Source organism: Pseudomonas haemolytica (genome assembly GCF_009659625.1).
In the GTDB taxonomy this organism is placed as follows: Bacteria; Pseudomonadota; Gammaproteobacteria; order Pseudomonadales; family Pseudomonadaceae; genus Aquipseudomonas; species Aquipseudomonas haemolytica.
The window spans coordinates 829,212-853,948 of sequence record NZ_VOIW01000001.1 but is presented as its reverse complement, the minus strand read 5'-3'; the positions used below and the strand labels follow the sequence as shown (position 1 = coordinate 853,948).

27 protein-coding genes, 1 tRNA gene and 1 pseudogene are annotated in these 24,737 nt (G+C 57.3%); 10 read left to right on the top strand and 19 right to left on the bottom strand.

Annotated elements, in window-relative coordinates; all coding sequences use genetic code 11:
• Nucleotides 1-6 precede the first annotated feature (6 nt).
• The 4 genes from FRT59_RS03940 to nadS all read left to right on the top strand — a co-directional run bounded on the left by FRT59_RS03940 (nucleotide 7) and on the right by nadS (nucleotide 2,275).
• Nucleotides 7-153, top strand: coding sequence for a hypothetical protein (locus FRT59_RS03940; protein ID WP_153870440.1), 147 nt, complete (start codon nucleotides 7-9; stop codon nucleotides 151-153).
• Between the two features lie 61 nt (nucleotides 154-214).
• Nucleotides 215-1,441 carry an MFS transporter gene (locus tag FRT59_RS03935; protein ID WP_153870439.1) on the top strand — a complete coding sequence of 409 codons (1,227 nt, stop codon included), beginning with the start codon at nucleotides 215-217 and terminating at the stop codon, nucleotides 1,439-1,441.
• 229 nt (nucleotides 1,442-1,670) lie between these two features.
• Nucleotides 1,671-1,985 (top strand): type II toxin-antitoxin system RelE/ParE family toxin, encoded by a 315-nt coding sequence (locus FRT59_RS03930; RefSeq protein ID WP_034118627.1) that lies wholly within the window; start codon nucleotides 1,671-1,673, stop codon nucleotides 1,983-1,985.
• A gap of 2 nt (nucleotides 1,986-1,987) precedes the next feature.
• Nucleotides 1,988-2,275 (top strand): NadS family protein, encoded by a 288-nt coding sequence (nadS, locus tag FRT59_RS03925; RefSeq protein ID WP_153870438.1) that lies wholly within the window; start codon nucleotides 1,988-1,990, stop codon nucleotides 2,273-2,275.
• A gap of 232 nt (nucleotides 2,276-2,507) precedes the next feature.
• Here the strand turns inward: nadS and FRT59_RS27110 are convergent, their stop codons facing one another.
• The 6 genes from FRT59_RS27110 to dapA form a co-directional block, all read right to left on the bottom strand.
• A complete protein-coding gene (locus FRT59_RS27110) occupies nucleotides 2,508-2,681 on the bottom strand; it encodes a hypothetical protein (protein ID WP_233094148.1) in 174 nt (57 codons plus the stop codon).
• A gap of 900 nt (nucleotides 2,682-3,581) precedes the next feature.
• Nucleotides 3,582-3,671 (bottom strand) — tRNA-Ser (locus FRT59_RS03915).
• 83 nt (nucleotides 3,672-3,754) lie between these two features.
• Nucleotides 3,755-4,468 (bottom strand): phosphoribosylaminoimidazolesuccinocarboxamide synthase, encoded by a 714-nt coding sequence (gene purC, locus FRT59_RS03910; RefSeq protein ID WP_005786030.1) that lies wholly within the window; start codon nucleotides 4,466-4,468, stop codon nucleotides 3,755-3,757.
• 27 nt (nucleotides 4,469-4,495) lie between these two features.
• Nucleotides 4,496-5,254: an MBL fold metallo-hydrolase gene (locus FRT59_RS03905; RefSeq protein WP_153837692.1), complete on the bottom strand. Its 759-nt coding sequence runs from the start codon at nucleotides 5,252-5,254 to the stop codon at nucleotides 4,496-4,498.
• A gap of 4 nt (nucleotides 5,255-5,258) precedes the next feature.
• The gene (gene bamC, locus FRT59_RS03900) at nucleotides 5,259-6,374 is read right to left on the bottom strand and encodes an outer membrane protein assembly factor BamC (RefSeq protein WP_153870437.1); all 1,116 of its coding nucleotides are present in this window, start codon (nucleotides 6,372-6,374) and stop codon (nucleotides 5,259-5,261) included.
• Between the two features lie 17 nt (nucleotides 6,375-6,391).
• Nucleotides 6,392-7,270 carry a 4-hydroxy-tetrahydrodipicolinate synthase gene (gene dapA / locus FRT59_RS03895; protein ID WP_153870436.1) on the bottom strand — a complete coding sequence of 293 codons (879 nt, stop codon included), beginning with the start codon at nucleotides 7,268-7,270 and terminating at the stop codon, nucleotides 6,392-6,394.
• A gap of 262 nt (nucleotides 7,271-7,532) precedes the next feature.
• Between dapA and FRT59_RS03890 the strand changes: the two genes are divergently transcribed.
• On the top strand, nucleotides 7,533-8,093 hold the full coding sequence (locus tag FRT59_RS03890) for a glycine cleavage system transcriptional repressor (RefSeq protein ID WP_003189463.1): 561 nt from the start codon (nucleotides 7,533-7,535) through the stop codon (nucleotides 8,091-8,093).
• Between the two features lie 11 nt (nucleotides 8,094-8,104).
• Complete coding sequence (locus tag FRT59_RS03885; protein WP_153837691.1) at nucleotides 8,105-8,578, top strand: peroxiredoxin; 474 nt, start codon at nucleotides 8,105-8,107, stop codon at nucleotides 8,576-8,578.
• A gap of 19 nt (nucleotides 8,579-8,597) precedes the next feature.
• On the opposite strand, the gene FRT59_RS03880 is transcribed toward FRT59_RS03885, so the two are convergent.
• Nucleotides 8,598-8,837, bottom strand: coding sequence for a sulfurtransferase TusA family protein (locus tag FRT59_RS03880; protein ID WP_153837690.1), 240 nt, complete (start codon nucleotides 8,835-8,837; stop codon nucleotides 8,598-8,600).
• A 95-nt stretch (nucleotides 8,838-8,932) separates the two neighbouring features.
• On the opposite strand from FRT59_RS03880, the gene FRT59_RS03875 reads away from it, so the two are divergent.
• Complete coding sequence (locus tag FRT59_RS03875) at nucleotides 8,933-10,366, top strand: M48 family metalloprotease (protein ID WP_034118619.1); 1,434 nt, start codon at nucleotides 8,933-8,935, stop codon at nucleotides 10,364-10,366.
• Between the two features lie 67 nt (nucleotides 10,367-10,433).
• Here the strand turns inward: FRT59_RS03875 and FRT59_RS03870 are convergent, their stop codons facing one another.
• The 4 genes from FRT59_RS03870 to rpoE all read right to left on the bottom strand — a co-directional run bounded on the left by FRT59_RS03870 (nucleotide 10,434) and on the right by rpoE (nucleotide 14,283).
• Nucleotides 10,434-11,870, bottom strand: coding sequence for a DegQ family serine endoprotease (locus tag FRT59_RS03870; protein ID WP_153870435.1), 1,437 nt, complete (start codon nucleotides 11,868-11,870; stop codon nucleotides 10,434-10,436).
• Between the two features lie 235 nt (nucleotides 11,871-12,105).
• Nucleotides 12,106-13,065, bottom strand: a complete 960-nt coding sequence (locus tag FRT59_RS03865; RefSeq protein ID WP_153870434.1) for a MucB/RseB C-terminal domain-containing protein — start codon at nucleotides 13,063-13,065, stop codon at nucleotides 12,106-12,108.
• A 16-nt stretch (nucleotides 13,066-13,081) separates the two neighbouring features.
• Nucleotides 13,082-13,669: a sigma-E factor negative regulatory protein gene (locus tag FRT59_RS03860; RefSeq protein WP_034118616.1), complete on the bottom strand. Its 588-nt coding sequence runs from the start codon at nucleotides 13,667-13,669 to the stop codon at nucleotides 13,082-13,084.
• A 32-nt stretch (nucleotides 13,670-13,701) separates the two neighbouring features.
• On the bottom strand, nucleotides 13,702-14,283 hold the full coding sequence (gene rpoE / locus FRT59_RS03855) for an RNA polymerase sigma factor RpoE/AlgU (RefSeq protein ID WP_003172477.1): 582 nt from the start codon (nucleotides 14,281-14,283) through the stop codon (nucleotides 13,702-13,704).
• Between the two features lie 461 nt (nucleotides 14,284-14,744).
• Here rpoE and nadB point away from each other — a divergent pair, with 461 nt between their 5' ends.
• Entirely contained in the window at nucleotides 14,745-16,352 is a 1,608-nt protein-coding gene (gene nadB / locus FRT59_RS03850; RefSeq protein WP_153870433.1) for an L-aspartate oxidase, read from the top strand.
• A gap of 614 nt (nucleotides 16,353-16,966) precedes the next feature.
• Here nadB and FRT59_RS03845 read toward each other — a convergent pair.
• From FRT59_RS03845 to FRT59_RS03820, 6 genes are all read right to left on the bottom strand, one after another.
• Nucleotides 16,967-18,022 (bottom strand): hypothetical protein, encoded by a 1,056-nt coding sequence (locus FRT59_RS03845; protein ID WP_020301034.1) that lies wholly within the window; start codon nucleotides 18,020-18,022, stop codon nucleotides 16,967-16,969.
• 105 nt (nucleotides 18,023-18,127) lie between these two features.
• On the bottom strand, nucleotides 18,128-18,544 hold the full coding sequence (locus FRT59_RS03840; RefSeq protein WP_020301033.1) for a hypothetical protein: 417 nt from the start codon (nucleotides 18,542-18,544) through the stop codon (nucleotides 18,128-18,130).
• 187 nt (nucleotides 18,545-18,731) lie between these two features.
• Nucleotides 18,732-19,031, bottom strand: coding sequence for a hypothetical protein (locus FRT59_RS03835; protein WP_020301032.1), 300 nt, complete (start codon nucleotides 19,029-19,031; stop codon nucleotides 18,732-18,734).
• The gene (locus FRT59_RS03830; protein WP_020301031.1) at nucleotides 19,028-19,777 is read right to left on the bottom strand and encodes a hypothetical protein; all 750 of its coding nucleotides are present in this window, start codon (nucleotides 19,775-19,777) and stop codon (nucleotides 19,028-19,030) included. Before FRT59_RS03830 ends, FRT59_RS03835 begins: the two co-directional genes overlap by 4 nt.
• Nucleotides 19,778-20,650: 873 nt before the next feature.
• Entirely contained in the window at nucleotides 20,651-21,100 is a 450-nt protein-coding gene (locus FRT59_RS03825; protein WP_131672185.1) for a hypothetical protein, read from the bottom strand.
• Nucleotides 21,101-21,294: 194 nt separating this feature from the next.
• Nucleotides 21,295-22,734 (bottom strand): tyrosine-type recombinase/integrase, encoded by a 1,440-nt coding sequence (locus FRT59_RS03820; RefSeq protein WP_020301029.1) that lies wholly within the window; start codon nucleotides 22,732-22,734, stop codon nucleotides 21,295-21,297.
• A gap of 43 nt (nucleotides 22,735-22,777) precedes the next feature.
• Between FRT59_RS03820 and FRT59_RS03815 the strand changes: the two are divergent.
• Nucleotides 22,778-22,969, top strand: a pseudogene (locus tag FRT59_RS03815) (L-aspartate oxidase); the annotation flags it as partial.
• Here the strand turns inward: FRT59_RS03815 and FRT59_RS03810 are convergent.
• On the bottom strand, nucleotides 22,938-23,384 hold the full coding sequence (locus FRT59_RS03810) for a protein YgfX (RefSeq protein ID WP_198809581.1): 447 nt from the start codon (nucleotides 23,382-23,384) through the stop codon (nucleotides 22,938-22,940). The pseudogene FRT59_RS03815 and the gene FRT59_RS03810 overlap by 32 nt on opposite strands.
• A complete protein-coding gene (locus FRT59_RS03805) occupies nucleotides 23,368-23,622 on the bottom strand; it encodes an FAD assembly factor SdhE (RefSeq protein ID WP_014717362.1) in 255 nt (84 codons plus the stop codon). The genes FRT59_RS03810 and FRT59_RS03805 overlap by 17 nt, the downstream gene beginning before the upstream one ends.
• 140 nt (nucleotides 23,623-23,762) lie before the next feature.
• Here FRT59_RS03805 and ygfZ point away from each other — a divergent pair, with 140 nt between their 5' ends.
• Complete coding sequence (gene ygfZ / locus FRT59_RS03800; protein WP_153870432.1) at nucleotides 23,763-24,704, top strand: CAF17-like 4Fe-4S cluster assembly/insertion protein YgfZ; 942 nt, start codon at nucleotides 23,763-23,765, stop codon at nucleotides 24,702-24,704.
• The last annotated feature ends 33 nt before the right edge of the window (nucleotides 24,705-24,737 follow it).

Sequence of the window (24,737 nt, the reverse complement as noted above, 5' to 3'; positions counted from 1 at the left end):
TCGCAGATGAGCAACGCCCTGCAAAAAGCAGGTGACGGCGCGATCGGCAACGTGGGTTCACTCATCAAACGCGTGCTAGAGCATCGCATCGATGGCACTGATGATTACTATCGAACGGAGCGCGTGCCAGATTTTCAAAAACGGCTCCTATAATCGGCTCCAAATTCTCCCCTTCGCCTTGCTTCAGGCGACGTTCACCCTGGAACCCAACACCATGTCAAGTGCGAGCCAGCCCACCAGCGGCCTCCCCGAACACAATCAACAGAGTGTCAAACAGCAGTGGCTGGCAATCCTTTCGGTCGCGGTGGGTGCCTTCGCCCTGGTGACCAGCGAGTTCCTGCCGGTAGGCGTGCTCAACGACGTCGCCAGCGATCTGGGCATCAGCGCCGGCCACGCCGGCCTGATGGTGACCCTGCCCGGCATTATGGCCGCCCTCGCCGCGCCGCTGCTGTCGGTCGGCATTGGCGCCATGGACCGTCGCTACCTGCTGATCGGCCTGACGCTGATCATGATCATCGCCAACTCGGTCGTGGCTTTTGCCACCGACTTCAGCCTGCTGCTGTTGGGCCGTGTGTTGCTGGGTATCAGTATCGGCGGCTTCTGGGCGACGGCCATTGCCCTCAGCGGGCGCCTGGCACCCAAGGGCGTGGGCGTAGCGAAGGCGACCTCGATCATCATGATGGGCGTGACCCTGGCCACCGTACTAGGCGTTCCCGTCGGCACCTGGCTCAGCGGTTTGATGGGTTGGCGCATGACCTTCCTGGTCACCGCGCTGGTTGGCGTACCGGTGCTGCTGGCACAAGTCTTCCTGTTGCCGCGGCTTGACCCGGAAAAGGCCATTCAGATCCGCGATCTACCGGCCTTGTTTATCAACCCACAAGCGCGAGTTGGCTTGATCGCGGTACTGCTGATCGGCCTGGCGCACTTTGCCGCGTACACCTATGTCGCGCCGTTTTTCAAATACAGCTCTGGCTTCGACGGGCCAACCATTGGTTCGCTTTTGCTGCTCTTCGGCGTAGCGGGAGTATTCGGTAATATCTTTGCCGGTTTCGCCGCCAACCGCAGCGTGCGCCACACTCTGCTGCTGGTTGCACTGATGATCGGCACCAGCACCGCGCTGTTCCCCTACTTTGCCACCGGCATGACCGGCGCCTCGATGCTGATCGCACTCTGGGGCTTCGCCTTCGGCGCCTTCCCGGCCTGTGCGAGTATCTGGATGTTTGTTGTTGCACCTAAGGACGTGGAGCGTGGCATGCCACTGTTCGTCGCGCTGTTCCAGGTAATTATCGCCCTGGGCTCGTTCTTTGGTGGGCGGATTGTCGATCAGATGGGTAGCGCTGTGTTGTTGAGTTTGGCTACAGCGCTGGTGGGGGCTGGGTTTGTGACGGTGCTGGTGTTGGGAAGGAATGTGAGTAATAGCTTGGTGGTGCAGCCTGGCTGAATCCAAAACTACAGAAACGAAAAAGCCCCGTAGCTTGTTCAGCTACGGGGCTTTTTCTATGTGAAAATTTTACTCATTTGAAGCGGCGGTGGGCGTCTTCGGCCGAGAACCTCGAGCGGATACATCAATGAACCCAGGCTTGAAAAAAAGTAGTTACAACTCATCGGATGCAGGTTGGCCTGCGCAGATTTAGCATTGGCGACTACTAAGCCAATGGCGTACATTAGCTATGATTTTCATCGAGACTTCGGGCTTCACCCGTCGCGTCAAAGAGCTTATCGACGACGATGCTTATCTCGCGTTTCAGAGCATGCTGATCGTGAACCCTTCAGCCGGTGATGTCATCGAAGGTACAGGCGGCGTTCGTAAGATACGGATTGCCGCCAGAGGCCACGGCAAACGTGGCGGAGCACGAGTGATCTACTACCACTTCGTCTCGGCATCACAGATTGTTTTGTTGATGATCTACCCCAAAAATGAACAGCAAGACCTTTCCGCTGACGAGCGTAAATCGTTGAAAGCTGCAATCGAGCACTGGAGATAGCTATGAGCAATTTTTTTGATGAGCTGATGGAAAGCGTTCAAGAAATGAACGAAGTCCTGCGCGGGGAACGTGAACCTTCCCGCGAATTCCATGTTGATGCGATGCAGGTTAAAGAAATTCGTAAAGCAACAGGGCTGACCCAGGCCAAATTCGCAGCCTTGATTGACGTTCAACTCGGCACGCTACGCAATTGGGAGCAGGGCCGTCGCGATCCAACAGGGCCAGCAAAGGCATTGTTGAAGGCCATTCATAACGACCCGGTGCATGTTCTGAACGCTTTGGCCACTTAAGCCATGCGAAGCGTACGGTTATGCATGACCTGCAACCTCTGCGCAATTACACAAACCGTCATTTTCTCTGACACCTTATCGACTAAAAAGCCTGCTGAGCATTAAGTTCAGCAGGCTTTTTCAGTTTCAGATGCAGGTGATTACTTGACTGGTTTATCCGCCGGGAAATTACGCCCCAGCACCGCGTCCACCAGCACCTGTGCATTCTCGATCAATTGCGCCAGGCCCATGATCACGGGTGAGTGCGTGCTGTCGGGATCTTCGGCGCACTGGTGGCGGTTTGGAGTGCGGATGAGAGGATTTCGGAGGCGTTGGCCAGGGCTTCTTCGGTGCCGACGTCGGCGCCTACGTGGAAGATTTTGCGCGGAGGAAACTCGGAATCTGAATCGAGGTTGGTCATGTTCATTGTGTAGCTTCTGTATGCAATGGCAGCTGTCACATCCTGCTGTCAAACAGGAACAGGTGGCAGCTATGCGCGGGTTGACAGACCGGTATACAGGACCCGGCGCACCCGAAGATGCCCCACGCACAGCCGCCATAAAACAACGTCACAGCGCAAGAAGCCTGTAATCGTATGGAGGTCGTACACCTGTAAATCAGTCTGTCAAAACCGGCCGCCATGAGGGCGACGGCGGAAGGTTAGCGCCCTGCCTCACCCAGCGCAGCCCTGGATGGAAACTGAAGAGCCTGGATAACGGCAAGCGAGTTTTTTTGAAATGCTTAGTAATGAGAATTCGCAGAATGAGGCGTGTGTAGCCAATCCTCTGAACTAGCCTCGATAGGGTCGCCATCGTGGCGACATCTTTCAAATCAATTGATGAGACAAGCCACCCTCGAACCGAGAGAGCGAAAATGAGTGTAAAACGCAGCTTTTTGATGACTTACTCCGTAACAGCATACTCGGAGTCAGACAGATCTTTGGCTGACCGCGGTCGACGTAAGATTGCCGATATGCAAACAACGGGATGGGGCAAAATTGATGATCTAGAAACGGCTTTTAGCGGTACGCTAACCCTGACCGAAATATATATTGAAGGGTAACGCAATCAGGCAGAATCCCAAGTTCGTGAAGTCATTAGGGATCTGATGACGCAAGCTGAAGCGTATGCGGAATGCCAAGTCACCGTTGCAGTTTTGGTGGATGGACTCGGCCCCCACATCTCGCTGGTTATCTGACCTTTCAAAGTGATTGTAAAGGCATCTCAGAAATTGGTGCTTTGCCCTAAGCGCCCTTAAGTCAGAACTCCATAAACGCCTAAGCCCCTGAAATGTTCGACCATTTCAGGGGCTTAGGCGTATTCAATAATGGCGGAGAGATAGGGATTCGAACCCTAGGTACCGGTGAAGGTACAACGGATTTCGAATCCGTCCCATTCGGCCACTCTGGCATCTCTCCAACGGCGCGCATCATAACAGCCTGTTTCGTGGAAGCAAAGCTCTGATGAGATTTTTTTCCGTGCTATCAGATGCTTGCGTCGATTACAGCGGTACGCCGAGACGATTGGCGACTTCTTCGTAGGCTTCGATCACATCACCGAGGCCCTGGCGGAAGCGGTCTTTGTCCATCTTCTTCTTGGTGTCCTTGTCCCACAGGCGGCAGCCGTCTGGGCTGAATTCGTCACCCAGGACGATAGAACCGTCGTGGAACACGCCGAATTCGAGCTTGAAGTCCACCAGCAAGAGACCTGCGTCGTCGAACAGTTTGGTCAGCACGTCGTTGACCTTGAGGGACAACTCCTTCATGCGCGCCAGTTGTTCAGCGGTGCCCCAGCCGAAGGCCACGACGTGGGATTCGTTGATAAACGGGTCGCCCTTGGCGTCGTCCTTCAGGAACAGTTCGAACGTGTAAGGGTTGAGCTTGAGGCCCTCTTCCACGCCCAGGCGCTTGACCAGGCTACCAGCGGCATAGTTACGCACGACGCATTCGACCGGGATCATGTCGAGCTTCTTGACCAGGCATTCGTTGTCACCCAGCAGTTTGTCGAACTGGGTCGGGATACCGGCCGCTTCGAGTTTCTGCATGATGAAGGCGTTGAACTTGTTGTTCACCATACCTTTGCGATCAAGCTGTTCGATGCGCTTGCCGTCGAACGCCGAGGTGTCGTTGCGAAACAGCAGGATCAGGCGGTTGGCGTCGTCGGTCTTGTATACCGACTTGGCTTTGCCGCGGTAGAGTTCTTCACGTTTTTCCATGATGGGCTCCGCTTTCAGTAAGGTGGGCTAGGCGATGTGTCGCCAGTCGAGCCCTGAATCTTGATCGGCCAGTTGCAGCCAGTCCGGGTCGCACCCGAGGGTGTCGACAAAACATTGCCGGGCAAGCGTCGGCAGGTTGTTCTTGCTGCTCAGGTGGGCCAGGACCAAGTGTTGCAGGTCTTGCCAGCCCAACTCATACACCAGGTACGCCGCCTGGTGGTTGTTCAAATGCCCCAGCTCGCCGCCCACCCGCTGCTTGAGAAAGTAGGGGTAATGACCGCGTGCCAGCAAGTCTCGGCAGTGGTTGGACTCGATCATCAAGGCATCGAGATTCCGGTAACCATCCAGCACTTTGGCGCAATAGGAACCCAGATCGGTCAGCACGCCGAAACGCCGCTGGCCGTCACTGAATACGTATTGCGTCGGCTCCTGGGCATCGTGAGCGACCGCAATGACATCGATGCTCAAGGCACCGATTTGCAGTTGCTCGCCACCCGCCAGGAAGCCTGCCGGTTCAATGGGTTTGCGCATCCCGCGCAGAGTGCCGCGACTCAAGTACACCGGCAGATTGTAGCGCCGAGACAGCAAACCCACGCCATGCACGTGGTCGGCATGTTCGTGGGTCACTAGAATCGCGCTCAACTGCGTGGGGTGAACCCCCAGGCGCAGCAGGCGTCGCTCGGTTTCCCGCAGGGAGAAACCACAATCCACCAGCACGTATGTGTCGTCATGGGCGACCAGCGTACCGTTCCCTTGGCTACCGCTGCCGAGAACGGCAAAACGCATCGGATCAGCCCAGGTTGTCTTGAATCACGCCCAACACTTTGCGCGCCGTTTCAGCTGGCGCAACGGTGTTGATGTTCTTCTCGACGGTGACTTGTACGCTCTCGCCAACCTTGCTCAAACGAACCTGGTAACGCTCGGCACGGGTTTCGACTTCTTCCTTGGTCGGCGTGCTGCCGAACAATTTGCCGAAGAAACCTGGCTCGTCGTCTTTCTTCTCGGCCTTTTCAGCCACGTTGATGTAGTACAGGCCCAGGCTGCGGTTGATGTCTTCAACGCGCCAAGGGCCCTGCTCCAACGCGCGGCCGACACTGGCCCAGGCACGGTCGAGGTCTTCACCCAGGTTCAGCACCACGTTACCGCTGCCATCTTCGGTGAGGCTGACGCGGTTAGGCGTATCGTAATCACGCGCGGCAAGCAGGGAAACGGAACCGCCCTTCTCGGAAATACGGCTCATGCTAGCCAGCATCTCGTCGACCAGCGCGGCGTCGACGCCGGTGTTGACCGAACGTGGTGTGAAATCGACGTTGGCTGTGCTGCCGGCAGGACGCTCGGCGCTGACCACATAGACTTCACTGGTATTGCGCTGCACGCCTGGCTCGATGCGCACACGCACACGGGCTTCGCTGTCGGCGGCTACACCGCCAGCCTGCAGGCGCTGAGCCATGTTGGCGGACAGTTCGCGGCCTTGCTGCCACGCCGTGGTGAACTCACCGGTCTGCGGGCGTTGCTGGTCGAGGCGGAAACCGTTGTCCTGGAAGAACTGCACGGCCACTGGCCAGACTTCGGCAGGTGGGCGCTGGGCCACGATCCAGCGGTTGTCGCCGCTTTTCTGCAGGCTGTAGTCGCTGGCATCCGCCACTGCCGTAATTGGCTGTGGGCGCGGCACCACGTATTCACCCTTGACGGTGTCATCGGCAACATTGCGTGGGATCGGCAGCAACGGGTCAAGGCGCTTGGCGACATTGACATCCGGCGGCAATTGCATCGGTTTGGTTGCTTGTGCTTCCAGGTAATCGCTGCCGCGGTCACGGAAGTAGCCTTCCGGGCCCCAAATCCAACCGCAGCCACTGGTGCTGGAGATAATCAAGGCAAGTGCGGAAAGTCCGGCCAATCGCTTCATGCGTAGTGCTTCCTCAATTAAACCAGGACGCCGGACTGGCGCAGGGCCTGTCGCAGCGGTTCGTGACAGGCTTCGCTGAGCCGGGTGAGCGGCAGACGGATACCGTCCGGCATCAGGCCCATCTCAAACAGCGCCCACTTCACGGGAATAGGGTTGGATTCGATAAACAATGTCTTGTTGAGCGGCATCAGCTTCTCGTGAATGCCACGGGCAGTCACGGCGTCGCCGGCGATGGCGGCGGCGCACATTTCGCTCATGGCGCGCGGGGCCACGTTGGCGGTCACGGAGATGTTGCCTTTGCCACCCAGCAGGATCAGCTCGACGGCCGTGGCGTCATCACCGGAATACACCAGGAAGTCGCTGCTCACGCCGGCCAGGATGTCCTTGGCGCGCTGCAGGTCGCCGGTAGCTTCCTTGATGCCGATGATGTTCGGCACGGTGGACAGGCGGATCACGGTCTCGGGCTTCATATCGCACGCGGTGCGACCCGGTACGTTATAGAGGATCTGCGGGATGTCGACGGCTTCGGCAATGGTACGGAAGTGCTGGTACAGGCCTTCCTGGGTCGGCTTGTTGTAGTACGGGGTTACCAGAAGACAGGCGTCGGCGCCGGCTTTCTTGGCATTCCTGGTCAGCTCGATCGCTTCACGCGTCGAGTTGGCGCCCGTGCCCGCGATCACGGCAATACGGCCCGCGACGCGCTTGACCACGAACTCGATCACCTGGATGTGTTCTTCCACATCGAGAGTGGCCGATTCACCTGTGGTGCCGACCGCCACGATGGCGTTGGTGCCCTCTTGCAGGTGGAAGTCCACCAGTTTGCCCAGGCTGTCCCAGTCGAGACGACCTTGTGCATCCATGGGTGTGACCAGTGCCACCATACTGCCCGCAATCATGCAACCGCTCCTGCCGGAAAAAGAGAGCCGTAATGGTACTGGCGCCAAGATGCTTGTACAAGCGAAGTACCGCGTGAGGACGCGTTCTGGACCAACTAAACGTCGGGCGATGCCATCATTGGGCCAAAGTACCGCCTGAGGTCGACCGATCACGCAATGAAAACGCCACCTCCTAGCCCTTGGCGACGGTTTTCGCTACCCTTCATCCTTTGATCGATACGGCCCACACGGTATCGACCGCTCATCGCTTTAGGAAGGCTGCATGTCCACCCCCACAGTTCGCGAACAATTCCTTGTTATCAGTGCCCTCGGCGCCAACCCCATGGAGCTGACCAACGTCCTGTGCCGCGCCAGCCATGAGAACCGCTGCGCCGTCGTGACCTCCCGCCTGACCCGCCACGGCGAGTGCAGCGCGCTGGTCTTGCAGATTTCCGGCTCCTGGGACGCCTTGGCGCGCCTCGAAACCGGCCTGCCGGGCCTGGCCAAGAAACACGATTTCACCGTCAACGTAGTGCGCAGCGCCGCCCTGGAAAATCGCCCGCAGGCCCTGCCTTACGTAGCGTATGTCAGCTCGGCCTACCGTTCGGATATCGTCAACGAGTTGTGCCAGTTCTTCATCGACCACAACGTCGAGCTGGAAAACCTGACCTGCGACACCTACCAGGCCCCGCAAACTGGCGGCACCATGCTCAACGCGACATTCACCGTGACCCTTCCGGCGGGCGTACAGATCAGTTGGTTGCGCGACCAGTTCCTGGATTTCGCCGATGCCCTGAACCTCGACGCACTGATCGAGCCATGGCGCCCACAGAACCCAATGTAAGGAAGTACTCCATGCCGGTAGCCATCGACAAACCCGTGGCCGATTTCGAAGCCCAGGCCACCAGCGGCCAGACCTTCAGCCTCGCAGCCCTCAAGGGCAAGCAAGTGGTGATCTACTTTTACCCGAAGGACAGCACCCCGGGCTGCACCACCGAAGGCCAGGGTTTTCGTGACCAGTACGCAGCGTTCAAGGCCGCCAACACCGAAGTTTTCGGCGTGTCGCGTGACAGCGTAAAGTCCCACGAAAACTTCAAGGGCAAGCAGGAATTTCCCTTCGAGCTGATCAGTGATAAAGATGAAGCGGTTTGCCAGCTGTTTGATGTGATCAAGCTGAAGAAGCTGTATGGCAAGGAATACCTGGGCGTGGATCGCAGCACGTTCCTGATCGACAAAGATGGCGTACTGCGCCAGGAATGGCGCGGCGTGAAAGTGCCGGGGCATGTAGATGCGGTTTTAGCGGCAGCGCAGGCGCTGAGCAAGGCCTGATCTTGCGTCGACAAGGTCGTCAGGCCTTGCGCAACCAATAACGGTAAACACCGGCAGCCTCTTCTTCCTTGACCAGCGTATGGCCGGCCAGCTTGGCAAAGGTCCGGAAATCACGCTGGGAGCCTGCATCCGTGGCGGTCACCTTGAGCACTGCGCCGCTGGCCAAACGATTGAGTTCCAGCTTGGCCTTGAGCAAGGGCAACGGACAGTTGAGGCCGCTGGCATCGAGTTCGGCGTCAAAGGCTACAGCGTCGGTCATGGTGTTACTCCAGGCAAACATTTGGGCTGCTTAGAATATCTGGTCCGAAGCGCAGTGTCCGGCTACAGTAAGCTCTTTGTCGAAAGGCTTTGTGCATGACTTTTTTGCGCCCTACCCTGCTGACGCTGGCCTGCCTGCTGGCCTCCCCGGCCTTCGCTGACGAGCTGCCGTCACTTGGCGACGCCAGTTCTGCCATTGTCTCGCCACAACAGGAATACCAACTGGGGCGCGCATGGCTGGCCTACCTGCGCGGTCAGGTCTCGCAGCTCAATGACCCGCAACTCAAGGATTACGTTGAAACCAGCGTGTACAAACTGGTGGAGACCAGCCAGGTCAACGACCGGCGCCTGGAATTCATCCTGATCAACAGCCCCCAGCTCAATGCCTTTGCCGCACCCGGTGGGATCGTCGGGGTCAACGGCGGCTTGTTTCTCAATGCGCAGACCGAAGGTGAATATGCGTCGGTACTGGCCCACGAACTGGCTCACTTGTCCCAGCGTCACTTTGCCAGGGGCGTGGAAGCACAGTCACGCATGCAACTACCGATGATGGCTGCTCTGCTCGGCGGCATCATCGCCGCCGCCGCAGGTGCCGGCGATGCGGGTATCGCCGCGATTGCCGGCTCACAAGCCGCAGCGATCCAGGAGCAGCGCCGGTTCTCCCGGCAGAACGAACAAGAGGCTGACCGTATCGGCATCCTCAACCTGGAGAAAGCCGGTTACGACCCCCGCTCCATGCCCACCATGTTCGAACGCCTGATGCGCCAATACCGCTTCGACGCCAAGCCACCGGAATTCCTGCTGACTCACCCGGTGACGGAATCGCGGATCGCCGATACCCGCAACCGCGCCGAGCAGGCCAAACCCGGCGGCAAGGAAGACAGCTTGCGCTATCAACTGATTCGCGCACGGGTGCAATTGAAGTACGAAGACACGCCAGGTCTCGCCGCCAAGCGCTTCCAGGCCCAGTTGGACGACAACCCTAAAAACGACGTGGCGCGATATGGCCTGGCCATCGCCCAGATCAAAGGTACCCAACTCAAGGAAGCACGGGAGAGCCTGGCGCCGCTGCTGGCCAAGGCGCCCAACGACATCACCTACAATCTGGCGCAGATCGAGCTGGATATCACCAGCAATCGCATGCCGGATGCACAGCAACGCACTGACCGCATGCTCACGCAATATCCCAGCAACTATCCACTGAACCAGGTGCGGGTTGACTTATTGCTTAAACAGAACCGCACTGCTGATGCGGAGAAGGCGCTGGACGGGTTGCTCAAGTCCCGCCCGGACGATCCAGACGTATGGTATCAAGTCGCCGAAACGCGCGGCTTGTCCGGCAACATCATCGGCCTGCATCAGGCTCGCGCCGAATACTTCGCACTGGTGGGTGATTTCCAGCAGGCCATTCAGCAGTTGGACTTTGCCAAGCGCCGCGCTGGCAACAACTTCCCTCTGTCCTCGCGCATCGATGCCCGTCAGCGCGAGCTGATCGAGCAGGAACGCCTGGTGAAAGGGATGATGAGCTAAACCCATCGCCCACAAAAAAGCCCCGCTATCGTTAACCGACAGCGGGGCTTTTTTGTGGGCTAGCGAATTACTCTGCCAGCTTGAAGGTAATGAAGCTCGCACGACCTTGACGCAGGACGCGCATCGACACCGAGCGATTCTTCGGCAACGCCTTGGCGATGTCGGTGAATTCCTTGGTGGTGTCAATCGCCTGGTTGTTCAGGTGAGTGATCACGTCACCAGGCTGCAGGCCGATCAAGGCGGCCGGGCCGTCCTGCACTTCCTTGATCACGACACCGCTCTGCAGGTCGAAGGTTTTCTTCTGCTCGGCGGTCAGTTCAACCACGGCAATACCCAGGCGGTTGCTGCTGCGCTCGGCACCTGGCTTGGCGTTGCCCAGGGCATCAAGGGTCGCGCCTTCCTCCGGGATGGCGCCGACGGTCAGTTCAACGGCCTGGCGCTTGCCATCACGAATCACTTCCAGCTTGGCTTTGCCGCCGGCCTTGAGCGCACCGACCAGATGAGGCAAGTCGGCCGACATGACAATCGGCTGGCCGTTCATGCTAAGGATCACGTCGCCGACCTTCAGACCGCCTTTGGCCGCGGGGCCATTATCCTGAATCTGTGCAACCAGGGCGCCAGCCGGCTTGTCGAGACCGAAGGACTCAGCCAGGTCTTTGTTCACTTCCTGGATCACCACGCCCAACCAGCCACGGCTGACCTTGCCACCGCTTTTCAACTGATTGGAAACGTCCATGGCCACGTCAATCGGGATCGCGAAAGACACGCCCATGAAGCCCCCGGAACGGGTGTAGATCTGCGAGTTGATGCCCACCACCTCGCCGGCCAGGTTGAACAGCGGGCCACCGGAGTTGCCCGGATTGATCGGCACGTCAGTCTGGATGAACGGTACGTAGTTTTCGTTCGGCAGGCTACGACCGATGGCGCTGACGATGCCCTGCGTAACGGTATGATCGAAGCCGAACGGCGAACCGATTGCTACCACCCATTGGCCGGCCTTCAAATCCTGGGATTTACCCAGCTTGAGCACCGGCAAGTCCTTGCCATCGATTTTCAGCAAGGCTACGTCGGAACGCGGGTCGGTGCCGATCAGCTTGGCCTTGAGTTCACTGCGATCAGCCAGGCGCACGAGAATCTCGTCGGCATCGGCAATCACGTGGTTGTTGGTGAGGATATAGCCGTCAGGTGAAATGATGAAGCCGGAGCCCAGGGACTGGGCTTCTCGCTGGCCACCACCACCGCGAGGGGTACGTGGTTGCGGCATGCCTCGCTCGAAGAACTCGCGCAGCATGGGCGGCAAGCCTTCCAGATCCGGCATCTGCTGGTTCGAGACTTTGCGATCCGGCAGTTTCTGCGTGGTGCTGATGTTCACCACCGCAGGCGAGGCCTGCTCCACCAGTTGGGTGAAGTCAGGCAGCTCGACTGCTTGCGCAGGCAAGGCCTGACCCAGCACCAGTACCGTGGCGACTATGGATAGGTAAGACTTCAAACGTGGTATCGACATACAGCTCCCGTTACGACGAGCAAGGTTGAGCGACAGGGTTCAATAAACGCCGAATATTGCGATCGGCATTTTTGTTCCGCGAACAAAACAAGGCCAGAGCCAACAAACCCTGACCTATAAAAAACATGAGGAATTTTTGCAAGTGAAAATGCTGATCCAGAAATTTCATACGTTCAGCACCTAACCAAACTTGGGCACAGATTGAAAGATCAGGATGAACATTAGATTAACCATCTCACGGCTTGGCAGCGGCCTTCTCACTGCGCAGCGACAACGCGATACGCTCAGCAGTGCCGATAGGAATTTCACCCACGACCGTCACCATCATTTCACCCTCTACCGTATTCAAGCGCCGGGATACGGCTACGGTTGGGCCTACCTGAGTGCGGGTTTCATTGACGTCCGCGTCGTTGGTTGACTCAAGAAACACAGAAAAACGCGCCAGCCCATCATCGTACATCAAGCTGTCGACTGTTGATTTCGTTTGGGGATTTTTGCGTGTGTTGCTGCTGATCTGTTGAAAACCTGTCGGCAGCCAATCCAGATGCCACGCCTGGGCGGCAGGCATGTCCGGCTCTTTACGTGTAGAAACGGCTACCGGCGAGCATTCGTTACTGGGCTGCAAGTCATGGTCGGAGGGAGCTACCGAGGTTTCCAGCCGAGTGAACTGAAAGCGCTCCAACAACTGCCCCTGGTCATTAAGCAGCAGGGATTTAAGCGGCAGCGCGGTCTCACGGTCCAGGTGCAATTCAAAGCCATAGCGGTATTGATCTCGCGGCCTGATCGACACAATCACTGCATTACGACCGGCCACGCGGGATTTACCAATGACGGCGAGTTCATAGAGTTGAGTGAGTTTTTGTGGATCAAATGCACGCGAAGACGCATCAGGAGAGTTACTGAGGCCAGCAACCAGGGCGCCACTGACGCACTGCGTCCGGCCATCCACTCGTACGGCTTCCTGAGCCGAGCCATCAAGCTGCAGCAACCGTTCACGGACATGACCATCCTGGACACGATGCCAGATGTCATGGGTAGAAAAACTGCCATTACGTTCGTAGACAAACGTACCTTCGAAACTTTGCTGCTGCTCTGCACGCCCAAGTCGAATCAGCCAGTCTTGGGCTTCATCGGCATGGGCGGGTAGTGCAAACCAACTACTGAGCAAAAGCGTAAGGAGCGGTATGGCGCGCATAGGGCTCCTTAGCGGATCAGCGGTTTTCCTGGCTTGCTGCTCGAGCGTATGGCAGAGCGCTTTCGGCGCCTTTCGAGGCCGATTCCTGTGCGTGTTGACGCAGGTAGCCTGGAAGACGCTGGTCCTGCCAGCCGGATTGCCCTTGAAGTACACCATTAGCCATAGGGCCGGTGGTATCGGAGCTTTCCTTGTAGCCTGCCAGTACAGCCGGGCCTTTGACTTGCGGGCCGGCCATGACCGGTTGCTGAGTCTGTTGCGCCAACTCGTTACCCGCAATCTCGTCCTGGTTGTACAGGCGAACCCCGGCCAGTACAGCGACGGTTACCGAAGCAGCCACTGCCAGGCGACCCAGGCTACGCCATGGACCCCGTGCAGCTTTTGCCGGAACGGCTTCATCAGCAAGCGCAGCAGAAACGGCCGCAGCAATATCCAGACGAGGGATTAGAAGATCCTTGTGCATCACCGCCCGAGCGACTTGGTAACGAGACCAGGTATCACGGGTTTCGGCATCATCAAATGCGTTAAGCACTCGACGAAGTTCCAGTTCATCCGCTTCGTTATCCATCACTGCGGACAGCGATTCCTGCAGGGCATCACGACTCATGGCGGTTCCTCTCTTGGCTGTCGCCGCTGTCTTTAGTTTTCCTGCAACAATGGTTGCAGGGCTTTGTCGATGGCTTCCCGGGCCCGGAAAATCCGTGACCTTACAGTCCCCACCGGACATTGCATAACGCTCGCAATGTCTTCGTAACTCAGACCATCGAATTCACGTAAAGTTAACGCAGTACGCAAATCTTCTGGCAGTTGCTGAATTGTGCGATGGACGGTGCCTTCGATCTCGTCGCGCAGCAATGCACGCTCCGGCGACTCGAGATCTTTGAGGCCGTGATCACCATCGTAAAATTCTGCATCTTCTGAACTAACATCACTGTCTGGTGGGCGGCGGCCGCGAGACACCAGATAGTTTTTCGCCGTGTTAATGGCGATGCGGTACAGCCACGTATAAAACGCACTATCACCGCGAAAATTTCCCAGTGCACGGTACGCCTTGATAAAGGCTTCCTGTGCAACGTCCTGCGCTTCATGGGTGTCGTGCACAAACCGCACGATCAACCCGAGAATTTTGTGCTGGTATTTCAGCACTAGCAGATCAAATGCTCGCTTGTCGCCGCGTTGTACGCGCTCGACCAGCTGCTGATCCTCTTCCTGGGTTAGCATGAACACTCCTCGTTGTACTTGAAGGAGGCTTGCATAACTAAACGATCAGGCTTGCAAACATAGACTCGGGCTTTTCGCAAAAGTTCTCCCCCTTCAAGCAAGTTTCCGGCATGCACTGATTTGGCACACACGAAAAACGCAGCCCGGGCGGTGCCGGCTGCGCGAATAATCTTGTCGCCGGTTTCGTGACGCGTCCAATGCTCCCGACGGGCCAATAAACTCAACGTCTTCCCAGCTTTCGGGCAACCTGCTATTGAGTCGGGGCTTATGCAAAAAGTTCCCGTCCCGCCTACCGGCTGTTTCCCAAAGCTGCGCAGCATAATCTCACAATGCCACGAATGCCTGGCTATTGTGCCGCTCCCCCCCTCTATATACTAGTGGCCCGTGTGCCCCTTTGATTCGCCGATCCAGGCGTCCTGTTCGCGCCGCTCCTTCGGATCGCTTTTTGCGGAATCCATTCAATGAGCCAACAGTTTCAACACGATGTCCTGGTGATCGGTAGCGGCGCAGCCGGCTTGAGCCTTGCCCTGACCCTGCCCAGCCACCTGCGTATCGCAGTCTTGAGCAAAGGCGACCTGGCCAACGGCTCGACATTCTGGGCCCAGGGCGGTGTCGCCGCTGTGCTGGACGACACCGACACAGTGCAATCCCACGTCGAAGACACCCTCAACGCCGGCGGTGGCCTGTGCAATGAAGACGCCGTGCGTTTCACCGTCGAGCATAGCCGCGAAGCCATCCAATGGTTGATCGACCAAGGTGTACCGTTCACCCGCGATGAACATGCTGGCAGTGACGATGGCGGCTTTGAGTTCCACCTGACCCGCGAAGGCGGCCACAGCCATCGTCGAATCATTCATGCTGCCGACGCCACCGGCGCCGCGATTTTCAAGACCCTGCTCGACCAGGCCCGCCAACGCCCCAATATAGAATTGCTCGAGCAACGCGTCGCCGTCGACCTGATCACCGAAAAACGCCTGGGCCTTGCGGGCGAGCGCTGCCTGGGCGCCTACGTGCTCAACCGCGCCAGCGGTGAAGTCGATACCTACGGCGCACGCTTCACCATCCTGGCCTCGGGCGGCGCCGCCAAGGTCTACCTTTATACCAGCAACCCCGACGGCGCCTGCGGCGACGGCATTGCCATGGCCTGGCGCTCGGGCTGCCGCGTGGCTAACCTGGAATTCAACCAGTTCCACCCCACCTGCTTGTATCACCCACAAGCCAAGAGCTTCCTGATCACCGAAGCCCTGCGCGGCGAAGGCGCGCACTTGAAGCTGCCCAATGGCGAACGTTTCATGCAGCGCTTCGACCCACGCGCCGAACTGGCACCGCGCGATATCGTCGCCCGCGCCATCGACCATGAAATGAAGCGCCTGGGTATCGACTGCGTGTACCTGGACATCAGCCACAAGCCCGAAGCGTTCATCAAGACCCACTTCCCGACCGTCTACGAACGCTGTCTGACCTTCAATATCGACATCACCAAAGGCCCGATCCCGGTGGTGCCCGCGGCGCACTACACCTGCGGCGGCGTGATGGTCGACCAGCATGGCCGCACCGACGTACCTGGCCTCTACGCCATTGGCGAAACCAGCTTCACCGGCCTGCACGGTGCCAACCGCATGGCCAGCAATTCACTGCTCGAGTGCTTCGTGTACGCACGCTCAGCGGCGCAGGACATCCTTGAACAACTGTCGCGCATCTCGGTACCGGCCGCCCTGCCCCGCTGGGACGCCAGCCAGGTCACCGATTCGGACGAAGACGTGATCATCGCGCACAACTGGGACGAGCTACGGCGCTTCATGTGGGACTACGTGGGGATCGTGCGCACCAACAAGCGCTTGCAGCGTGCACAACACCGGGTGCGCTTGCTGCTGGATGAGATCGACGAGTTCTACAGCAACTATCGCGTAAGCAGAGACCTGATTGAATTGAGGAACCTTGCTCAAGTAGCGGAACTGATGATCAGGTCTGCCATGAAACGTAAGGAATCTCGGGGTCTGCACTACACGTTGGACTATCCAGAGCTGCTGCCAGAGGCGAAGGATACGATCCTTACACCCGACAAATGAGGCACGTTAGGAGCCATAGCGTAGCACCATGGGGCCCCAGTTTGTAACAGCTTTGGCGCACATTTGTCCCAACGCTGAAGTCCTTATCACCTGCCCGCAAGGGTCCTTATCGTGCGCCTGAGCGAGCATGCGAGGGCCTATGGGGGTAAGCGCGCAGGTTAGTAGTTACAGGTGGTCACTCAGATTTTTGTGCCAGATCCTCATGAGGTGCCCTTGAGGCACCCATACAGCCAGAAGGCCACATGAACACCAACGCAGGCCCGTAGGCCGCGCTAAACGTGTCCATGAAGTTGTCCTAAGAGTTAAGGGATCGGTGAACCGTCAGGTTTGTGAGACCGTATTGAGTGGCAATCTCAAGGATGCCCTCATAGGATTTAGGCCAGCCTCCACCACTTGAGTCGTTGGTGGCCCCTGACTGGAGCAGGGCAAAGCAAACGGCTGCATATGGGGTCAGGTGATCGACTTGTATCTTCGTAACCACCCGTTTGTCCTTGTAGGTATAACAGAGAGTAAAACTCATGGCTGGCCTTGCCGTAACATGGTCGATGCCCAAGCATAGCAACTAAACAGCTCGCCCATGAGGCCCATTACGGACCTCATGGATACAGCGGGTGTTACGGCTTGACGACCACACGGGTGATCAGCGGAAAGTCTACGGTCTCGACCTGAAGTTTCTCAGTAGGGTCCGCTGGGTTTGCCAGCTTCAGCTTGACCTTGGCCTGAGCCATTACGTCAGCGATACCGGTGATTTCGATGTCCCAGCCCTGTACCGAGGCGTTACGGCTGGCGAGGATTGACCACACATCACCGTCGTTACCTTCACGGAACGACAGGGAGGCGAAGCCTTTAGGGAGCATGAAGACGCCACGGTTGCCATCCGAATAGAACTGGGTACGGCAGCCCAACAGGTCCTCAATATCATCTACGCCTGCACGCTGGGCAGCACGCTCAAGGATTGCCTGTTCGGTCATGTGCATCAGCAGCACGAAGTCACTCAGGGAGTTGCCCACTGAGTGGTTGATGCTCAGTGTTAGTTGGTCAATCCAATCCTCAGCACGATCACGTGGTCCAGTGCCAGCAATGGTGACTTCCTTGACCTCGACACTTGGGGACTTCAGGAGAATGTCCACGATGGTAGAGCCGCACGCTTTCTCAAAGTCCTGCATGGCCTTATCCAGCATTTGGCCGATGGAGTTGCTGGTGAAACCTGCCACCACATGAGCATCTAACAGAGTCATACGGTGCGAGAAGAACGCGGCGGTATCAGTGGGCTCCGTAAAGATCACGTCACCGGCAACAGCTTCACCCTTTGTAATGGTCGAGGTGTCGTAGATCGACTTACGTGGGTCGAACTCGACGTTGCGGTCGACCATGTTGACCAGTTGCACAGGGGTCGGCTCAGTGCCCTTAGGTCGAAACTCACACGGGATAGCATCAACGGCGTTCTGGTGCCATTCGCCACCATTAAAGAAGTCGTCAAGGACCGCAACGATACCTTCAGCGGCGACGCTGCCGTCACTGCATGGGGCGCTTGTGGATGCCTGGGTGTTGAACTGAAGGTTACCACCATTGCCCCACACGGCCTGCTCATAGGCAGTCGGTGCGCTGTAACGGTCAGTGTTCTCGCGGTGGTCGGCGGATTTGAAAGCGTTCTGTTTACGAGTAGGCATGATTGAGTATCTCCTGAAAGTTTACTTGAAGGGGTTCAACGGGACGCCAACAAGAGCCAGCGCCACCGGAGGCAAGACGGTGTGAGTCAGTAGGTTGCCCGTGAGTCATTCCCACGAGGACCATGAGGACCGGCCATTAGCGGCACGGATAGCAGCACCACGTGCACGGTATTCAGCTTCGCGGGCCTCACGCTTGGCACGGCGACGGGCGACCTCAAGGGCCGTAGGGGTCGCATAGGAAGCAACGCGCTCAGCGTGGGCACGAGACTCAGCTAACTGGCGCTCACGCTCGGCTGCTGAATGGGCCTCACGAGCACGAACTGCTCGGACCACAGCGGGGAACGCATCAGCGATCAGACCAGCGTCAAGGTATTGCTTAACGATGGCCTCACGGGCCGAATCATTCTTACCTGCACCAGCGATCAGCCCAGACAGCATCACGCCTTCAGCGAAGGTACGGGTCACGCTCTGGCCTTGGACTTCAACAGTTTCGGGCGTTACGTTTTGAATGTTCAATTGCATGGTAGGTGTCTCCTAAATTCGAGACATTGATTCATGGCCCTGCCGCATAGAGGCAACGTGACCAGATGGCAAGGAGTAGCCGCACGGACCTCTCAAGGACATGATCAATATCTTCTGGGTTTGGGTTGGTACGATCACGGGTCTGTAACTTGGCGGGGTGTGATCTTGGTGCCGATGGCGGACGGCGTTACAGTAGATGGATGATGCGTTGAGCTTTCCCTAAAGGGACCTTTAAGCGTGCACGGAGTACCGCGTCGATGTGGAGCGATGGTGACCCGATGATCGACTTAACGAAGGCGCTCAGACCGGGGTGATTGGCTTCGAGGTGGGCCAGTAGGGAATCCAAATGGACCCCGCATGATGACTCGCAATAGAAGCTGTTACGGGCACGTCGATCACGCCAGATGCCACGGAGGGTCAGCAACTTCACGCGGGACGCGGGGGTGACGCACAGGGCATTGAGCTGGTCGAGGAATGAACTGCTCATAGCTGTGCCTCCTTGCATGCACGGCCCCAGCGATCCACACGGGATGCCTGAGCGGCCTTCTTAGCTTTGGCCTGAGCGGCCTTGGCTTCAGCTACGCCGACGTTGATGGTCTCAGTATTTGCACGCAACCAGTCAAGGCCACGGGGTTTGACCCTCCAGCCTTCACGGTTGCCGAAGTCCGATGAGATCGCCACAAAGGCGCCTGATGAGAAACCTTGCTGCTTTGGTCGGATCTGACCAGTACGGCTACCAAAATCGTCACAGACGTGAACGAACATCGTCCCCTTTGCGAGAAATTCAAGAGCAAGTCGAGGCTGTTGAATACCAGCCACACGGCAAGCCTCGGTCCATGTCAGACCCGCGCCGCGAGCCTTCATGTCGAGAGTCGTAGCCTTGGGCATGTTTGCGTCCAGAAGGGCATCTTTATGGCGCAGCTCACGGACGGCACTGTTACGCATGGCGATGAACGCACGAATGACCATCAGGTAAAAGTCGGTTGAAACCCACATGGCGTATGCAATTGCGCCCTCTTCTGTTGCAAGGGTCCCGTTACCGTGGGAGACATGCAAATTTGCATCTTTGATCAGGGCAGCTTGAACAGCATTACGCCACTGACCCGGTTCCCGAACATTCAGAGTCTTGGCGATCTCGTTGAGATTCCACATTCCATCTTCGTTCGGCTTGAAGGTCTGCCCCTCAATCACGATAGGCAGCAGGTCAGTTTGGTTATTGGTGTTGGCCAGCATAGTAGTGGACTCCTTTTGAATGCTCCCTGAGTTCGCTCCCACAGGCCGACCGTCAAGGCCCCACTACGGGCATCGACCATGGCTCAAGAAGCATTCAGAAAGACTTGACGTTGATAAAAGCCCAGCGACGGGCGTAGAGGAATTCAGAACGACCGATTAGCTTAGCGGTCTGTCCCTGTTCTTGTGAGGGTTTTTAATCTGGTCATACTGGAGTACCAACGAGCCGCTACGGTCACACTTCTACAACCACGACATCGAAGGTAGACCCAAGATCTTAATGATCGACCTTAAGGTAACTCTAAGAGCATTCTCTTTAAGGTTTTATTATTTATAGAACTAAACCAATAAAACTTAATCTTAGAGTCATCTTGTAGAGATCTTTAAGTTAAAAGGCCCCTTTATACTGTGCGATCAGAGATAGGAGGCCCAAACCTATCAAGGGTCTATTCACACGAAGCGCGCAGACAGAATCGCTACAGCGGACCTGATGCTGGTCCCGCAGATCCCGTTAGGGCTGCGCTTGGTGGTCATGACGTCTTGGATATTGGGCTACCTGAAAGAGGTAGCGGTGGTCACTGGACGTACACGCCTTGCCCGCAGAGGGCCACCTTGAGGTGACCTTGCGGCATCTTGAAAGGAAAGCAACGCTGATTTAGCCTGTCCCTCTTTGGGTGAGGGTTTTTAAATCTTCGTCGAACGTGCTGCCAACTTGTTAGTTAAGCCACACGCTACAACTGGCTACGCTGTCTCCGACCACTCCGCCCTGTAAGACGCAGTTCGCTGATCGACGGACTCACCTGCTGCTTCACCCAGCTCCAAATCGCTTCGGACCGTGGTACCGATAAGGAATAGCGCTCAGAGCACAAACTAAATCTAAGCCATCCCGCTATACCGTTTGTAAACTTTTAGCGGACACTGAATTTTTTTGCTCAGCCACTCGAATAGCTCGTTACCTCCAGAAAGCATACCTTCCTCGAACTCATCAAAGCCGAAGAGCTTCGCCGCTTCCGAATCTGACTTAAGTGCCATGCGCACTACGTGATATTGCGCCACCGCCGCGCTTGCATCTTCTTCACCATAGAACACGCAAAAAATAAGCTCCAGCGCATTAAGCTCGAATGGACAGCCTCGACTTTGACTGGCTGCATCATAAAAACCACTTATATAGCCCATCAGCCAAAGATCAATAATCGGTTTTCCGTCGTTGGTCCAGTGAACTAATGGAGGATTTCCTCTATCTTCACCACCGCAGAGTAACTGGTACTGCGCCTTGAGCGCCGAGCACACATCAGCTACAAGGTCTGTCACCGCTGGACTACTCACAGGGTAAACCTTCGGCGCTGGCTCGCTCCGCCTCTTAAAAAAACTCATTAGGCCCATTTGCAATGGATTCCTTTCAACCCGTAATGGCTGAAGGCTACCACATACCCAGCGAATCTCCTGAAGCCCGCACACCATAAGCACCATTGAGGCGCTCGCATTGCCTCCGTACAGATCGAACGCCAGCGACCCTCGAATCAGCCTTCTGATAATGCCTCAATCAGAGCTTCGGCCATTCGTTTTACCTCAACCGCACTCCCAGCCCCGTACAGGTCATAACTGATCGACCCCGAGGCGTGCCCCAAGATGGACTCAGCGGTCCCCACAGGCACCTCAGCGGCCTTCAGGGCACCGGCCAGAGAGTGACGCAACGAGTGGAAGGTCTGGGTCCGATCAGCTTTCAAGCTCAAGACATCCCGTAGCGCCCCATTAAGCACGTTCGAGAACTGACCAGCTCCCAAGGTGAACAGCCGAGAGTCGGCCTTCCTGACAAACTCAAGGAACGCCTGAAGATCAAAACCATAAGCGCCATCAGTCAGAGGCACAACACGGAGAGCATTCTTGGTCTTGACCGTCTTGCCATCGTTCCTATTAATGTCGATGACCCACACGCCGCTGACCTGTTTAACGTCAGCCTTGGTCAACTGCCTAAGCTCCTCAATACGGGTCCCAGTGATCACCCCAAGGGACAACGCCCAGCGCTGCCATGCGTCCACAGGAAGGGACTTAGCGTGAGCCATTAGGGCCTTTACCTGATCCTGAGAGAACGCCTCACGGGAACTGTCAGCGCCTTTCGTTGGCTTCAGACCCTTATCAAAACTCTTGTCGAGGTAGCCGTTATTCACAGCCCAATCCATGACCGTCGATAGCCGGGTCAGCAGCTTCTTAACCGTCGAAGGCTTACGGTCCTCAAGGAGCTTGTTCCGAAGGTTCTTCATGTCCTCCCGTGTGTGGGTCTTCATGTCCAAGTCGCCAAGGATCGTGCCGATAGCCTCACACGATGACTTCACGTCCCGCATGGTGCTGACCTGAATGCTGTCTTTGCGTTCCGCCATGTAGAGCGCGGAGAGGTCCTTGAATGTCAGACCTGAAAGAGCACTTACAGATAAGGGCAGGGAGAGGGCCACAGACGTGCCACAAGATTCGCCATTGAGGTCCTTCACGATCTCGACCAGTTTCCCCGACCGGCCCCGCATACGCTCCTGCGAAGCCTCAAGGATCTCAAGGGCCTTACTCACTGCCCGTTGCTGATTGATGCTCAGGGGCAACTTTGCGGATGCCTTACGCAACGCCAAGTGATGCTCATCGTTGATCATCTCGTAAGCGACCAGTGAGCTGTCACCGTGTGCCATCGTCAGGTTGTACTCAGCGAACTCAATCAAGCGCTCACGGAGTTCGTCCCATGACGCCTCAGGGTTGTCCAAGTGGTAAGCCTTGAGAGTCGAAAGAATGTCGTCGGAGATGGTCATTGCGGTGGCCTTGTCGGTAGTCCTAAGTGACAGCGTGAAGAAGCCCTTAACGGTTCCTTGAGGGCGAAGGCGAAGGTAATAGCGACCAGACCGGCGATAGTGGTACGGCTTGGCGAGCGCAGTTTGTAACAGGTTTGTCCCACTTGGGGAGTGGTGGTTGACGGTCATCGGCTGAAACCCCTGTATCCATTGGGTTTAGCCTCACAGGGTCGAGTTCTACAGCAACTATAAGGTCAGCCGCGACCTGATTGAACTGCGCAACCTCGCCCAAGTAGCTGAGCTGATGATCCGCTGCGCCATGGAACGCAAGGAAAGCCGAGGCCTGCATTACACCCTCGACTACCCGCAGATGCTGCCCGAAGCCCTCGACACTATCCTGGTGCCGACCACCTACGGCGGCTGAACTTCAGGCGCACCCGCAGGCGCCGGTGTATATCGGCGGCCTGCGCGTCCTTCGGCACACAGATCGAGCGCACCCGCAGCTCACCGGGCACTCGATAGCGCAACACCACGATCAACGGCAAGGCCAGACTGTCGGGACGCAGTTGTACTGCGTGCCAGCCACGTGCGGCGCTCCATAGTTGCCAACCGTCATCGTCACGGCGCAGGCCACGAATCGACGAACGGTGATTAAGCAGGATATGGCGCGGTAAAACCCAGGCGCAGTGAGCCAGGCATAACAGGATGCCGAGGCTCGAATAAGACAGGTGCAGAACCAGCAGGCTACCCAGCGCGATCAGTTGGGCAAGCAGATACACCGCCAGCAGCAGCCGTGAGGCCTGCCAGCGGCATTCGAAGCGATTACTTGGGCTGGACACGATCCAGGATCATCCGAACCATGCGTTGCAGCTCCGGATCTTCAGATTCGGCTCGCTCCATGAACCAGCCAAACATGTCCTGGTCTTCGCAAGTCAGCAACCTGACGTAGAGGTCGCGGTCCACCTGATTGAGCGTCGCGTACACCTCTTTAGTGAACGGCACCAACAACACATCCAGCTCCAGCATGCCACGACGGCTGTGCCAGTAGAGGCGATTGATTTCTACATCTTCGACCATGGAGCGCTCCTCAAATAGAGCGCAAGTATACAGCCCCGACGAGACCGGAACAGTCGGCTTTGGTCGCCCCATACGGAAACTATCCATTTGCCGGGCGCCCCTCTATGATGCACCCATGACTTTTTGATCTGCGATGACCCATGGCTGACTCTGCTTTTTTCTGCCCGCTGTCCCACGAAGGCGTTCTCGCCGTCCGCGGCTCCGATGCTGCCAAGTTCCTGCAGGGCCAACTGACCTGCAACCTCAATTACCTGAGTGACACCCAGGCCAGCCTGGGCGCGCGCTGCACGCAAAAAGGCCGCATGCAGTCGAGCTTCCGCATCCTGCTGCAAGGGGACGGCGTACTCCTGGCCATGGCCACCGAGCTGCTCGAACCACAGCTGGCGGACCTGAAAAAGTACGCGGTGTTCTCCAAATCCAAACTCACCGACGAAAGCGCCGCCTGGGCTCGCTTCGGCCTGGCGGACGCAGACGCCTCCCTCGCCACCCTTGGCCTGGAACTACCGGTCGAGACCGACAGTGTGGTGCGCACCGATACATTGATCGCCATCCGTGTCTCCCCCGGCCGCGCCGAACTCTGGGTGCCCAGTGAACAATCTGACGCCGTGCGCAGCCAACTGGCCGCGCAATTGCCGCAGGCTGACTTGAATGCATGGCTACTGGGCCAGATCCGTGCGGGTATCGGCCAAGTGATGCCGCAGACTCGCGAGCTGTTCATCCCGCAGATGCTCAACCTGCAAGCCGTAGGCGGCGTGAGTTTCAAGAAAGGTTGCTACACCGGTCAGGAAATTGTCGCGCGCATGCAGTACCTGGGTAAACTCAAGCGACGCCTGTATCGCCTGAGCCTGGAGGCGGCCGAATTACCCGAGCCTGGCACGCCTTTGTTTTCCCCCAGCCACAATAGCGCGATCGGCGAAGTCGTCATCGCGGCAAAAGCAGACCAGTCGATTGAACTTCTCGCCGTGTTGCAAGCCGAAGCTGCCGACAGTGGCGACGTGCGTTTGAGCACACTGGAAGGCCCCGGCCTGCACCTGCTGGACCTGCCTTATCAACTGGACCGTGATCGCGAGATCCAGCGCTAATCGCCGTACCTTTTTGCAACACCCTAGAGAGCA

Coding starts and splice junctions, on each gene's coding strand:
- FRT59_RS03940 (WP_153870440.1), top strand. CDS start 7: ATGAGCAACGCCCTGCAAAAAGCAGGTGACGGCGCGATCGGCAACGTG.
- FRT59_RS03935 (WP_153870439.1), top strand. CDS start 215: ATGTCAAGTGCGAGCCAGCCCACCAGCGGCCTCCCCGAACACAATCAA.
- FRT59_RS03930 (WP_034118627.1), top strand. CDS start 1,671: ATGATTTTCATCGAGACTTCGGGCTTCACCCGTCGCGTCAAAGAGCTT.
- nadS (WP_153870438.1), top strand. CDS start 1,988: ATGAGCAATTTTTTTGATGAGCTGATGGAAAGCGTTCAAGAAATGAAC.
- FRT59_RS27110 (WP_233094148.1), bottom strand. CDS start 2,681: ATGAACATGACCAACCTCGATTCAGATTCCGAGTTTCCTCCGCGCAAA.
- purC (WP_005786030.1), bottom strand. CDS start 4,468: ATGGAAAAACGTGAAGAACTCTACCGCGGCAAAGCCAAGTCGGTATAC.
- FRT59_RS03905 (WP_153837692.1), bottom strand. CDS start 5,254: ATGCGTTTTGCCGTTCTCGGCAGCGGTAGCCAAGGGAACGGTACGCTG.
- bamC (WP_153870437.1), bottom strand. CDS start 6,374: ATGAAGCGATTGGCCGGACTTTCCGCACTTGCCTTGATTATCTCCAGC.
- dapA (WP_153870436.1), bottom strand. CDS start 7,270: ATGATTGCGGGCAGTATGGTGGCACTGGTCACACCCATGGATGCACAA.
- FRT59_RS03890 (WP_003189463.1), top strand. CDS start 7,533: ATGTCCACCCCCACAGTTCGCGAACAATTCCTTGTTATCAGTGCCCTC.
- FRT59_RS03885 (WP_153837691.1), top strand. CDS start 8,105: ATGCCGGTAGCCATCGACAAACCCGTGGCCGATTTCGAAGCCCAGGCC.
- FRT59_RS03880 (WP_153837690.1), bottom strand. CDS start 8,837: ATGACCGACGCTGTAGCCTTTGACGCCGAACTCGATGCCAGCGGCCTC.
- FRT59_RS03875 (WP_034118619.1), top strand. CDS start 8,933: ATGACTTTTTTGCGCCCTACCCTGCTGACGCTGGCCTGCCTGCTGGCC.
- FRT59_RS03870 (WP_153870435.1), bottom strand. CDS start 11,870: ATGTCGATACCACGTTTGAAGTCTTACCTATCCATAGTCGCCACGGTA.
- FRT59_RS03865 (WP_153870434.1), bottom strand. CDS start 13,065: ATGCGCGCCATACCGCTCCTTACGCTTTTGCTCAGTAGTTGGTTTGCA.
- FRT59_RS03860 (WP_034118616.1), bottom strand. CDS start 13,669: ATGAGTCGTGATGCCCTGCAGGAATCGCTGTCCGCAGTGATGGATAAC.
- rpoE (WP_003172477.1), bottom strand. CDS start 14,283: ATGCTAACCCAGGAAGAGGATCAGCAGCTGGTCGAGCGCGTACAACGC.
- nadB (WP_153870433.1), top strand. CDS start 14,745: ATGAGCCAACAGTTTCAACACGATGTCCTGGTGATCGGTAGCGGCGCA.
- FRT59_RS03845 (WP_020301034.1), bottom strand. CDS start 18,022: ATGCCTACTCGTAAACAGAACGCTTTCAAATCCGCCGACCACCGCGAG.
- FRT59_RS03840 (WP_020301033.1), bottom strand. CDS start 18,544: ATGCAATTGAACATTCAAAACGTAACGCCCGAAACTGTTGAAGTCCAA.
- FRT59_RS03835 (WP_020301032.1), bottom strand. CDS start 19,031: ATGAGCAGTTCATTCCTCGACCAGCTCAATGCCCTGTGCGTCACCCCC.
- FRT59_RS03830 (WP_020301031.1), bottom strand. CDS start 19,777: ATGCTGGCCAACACCAATAACCAAACTGACCTGCTGCCTATCGTGATT.
- FRT59_RS03820 (WP_020301029.1), bottom strand. CDS start 22,734: ATGACCGTCAACCACCACTCCCCAAGTGGGACAAACCTGTTACAAACT.
- FRT59_RS03805 (WP_014717362.1), bottom strand. CDS start 23,622: ATGGTCGAAGATGTAGAAATCAATCGCCTCTACTGGCACAGCCGTCGT.
- ygfZ (WP_153870432.1), top strand. CDS start 23,763: ATGGCTGACTCTGCTTTTTTCTGCCCGCTGTCCCACGAAGGCGTTCTC.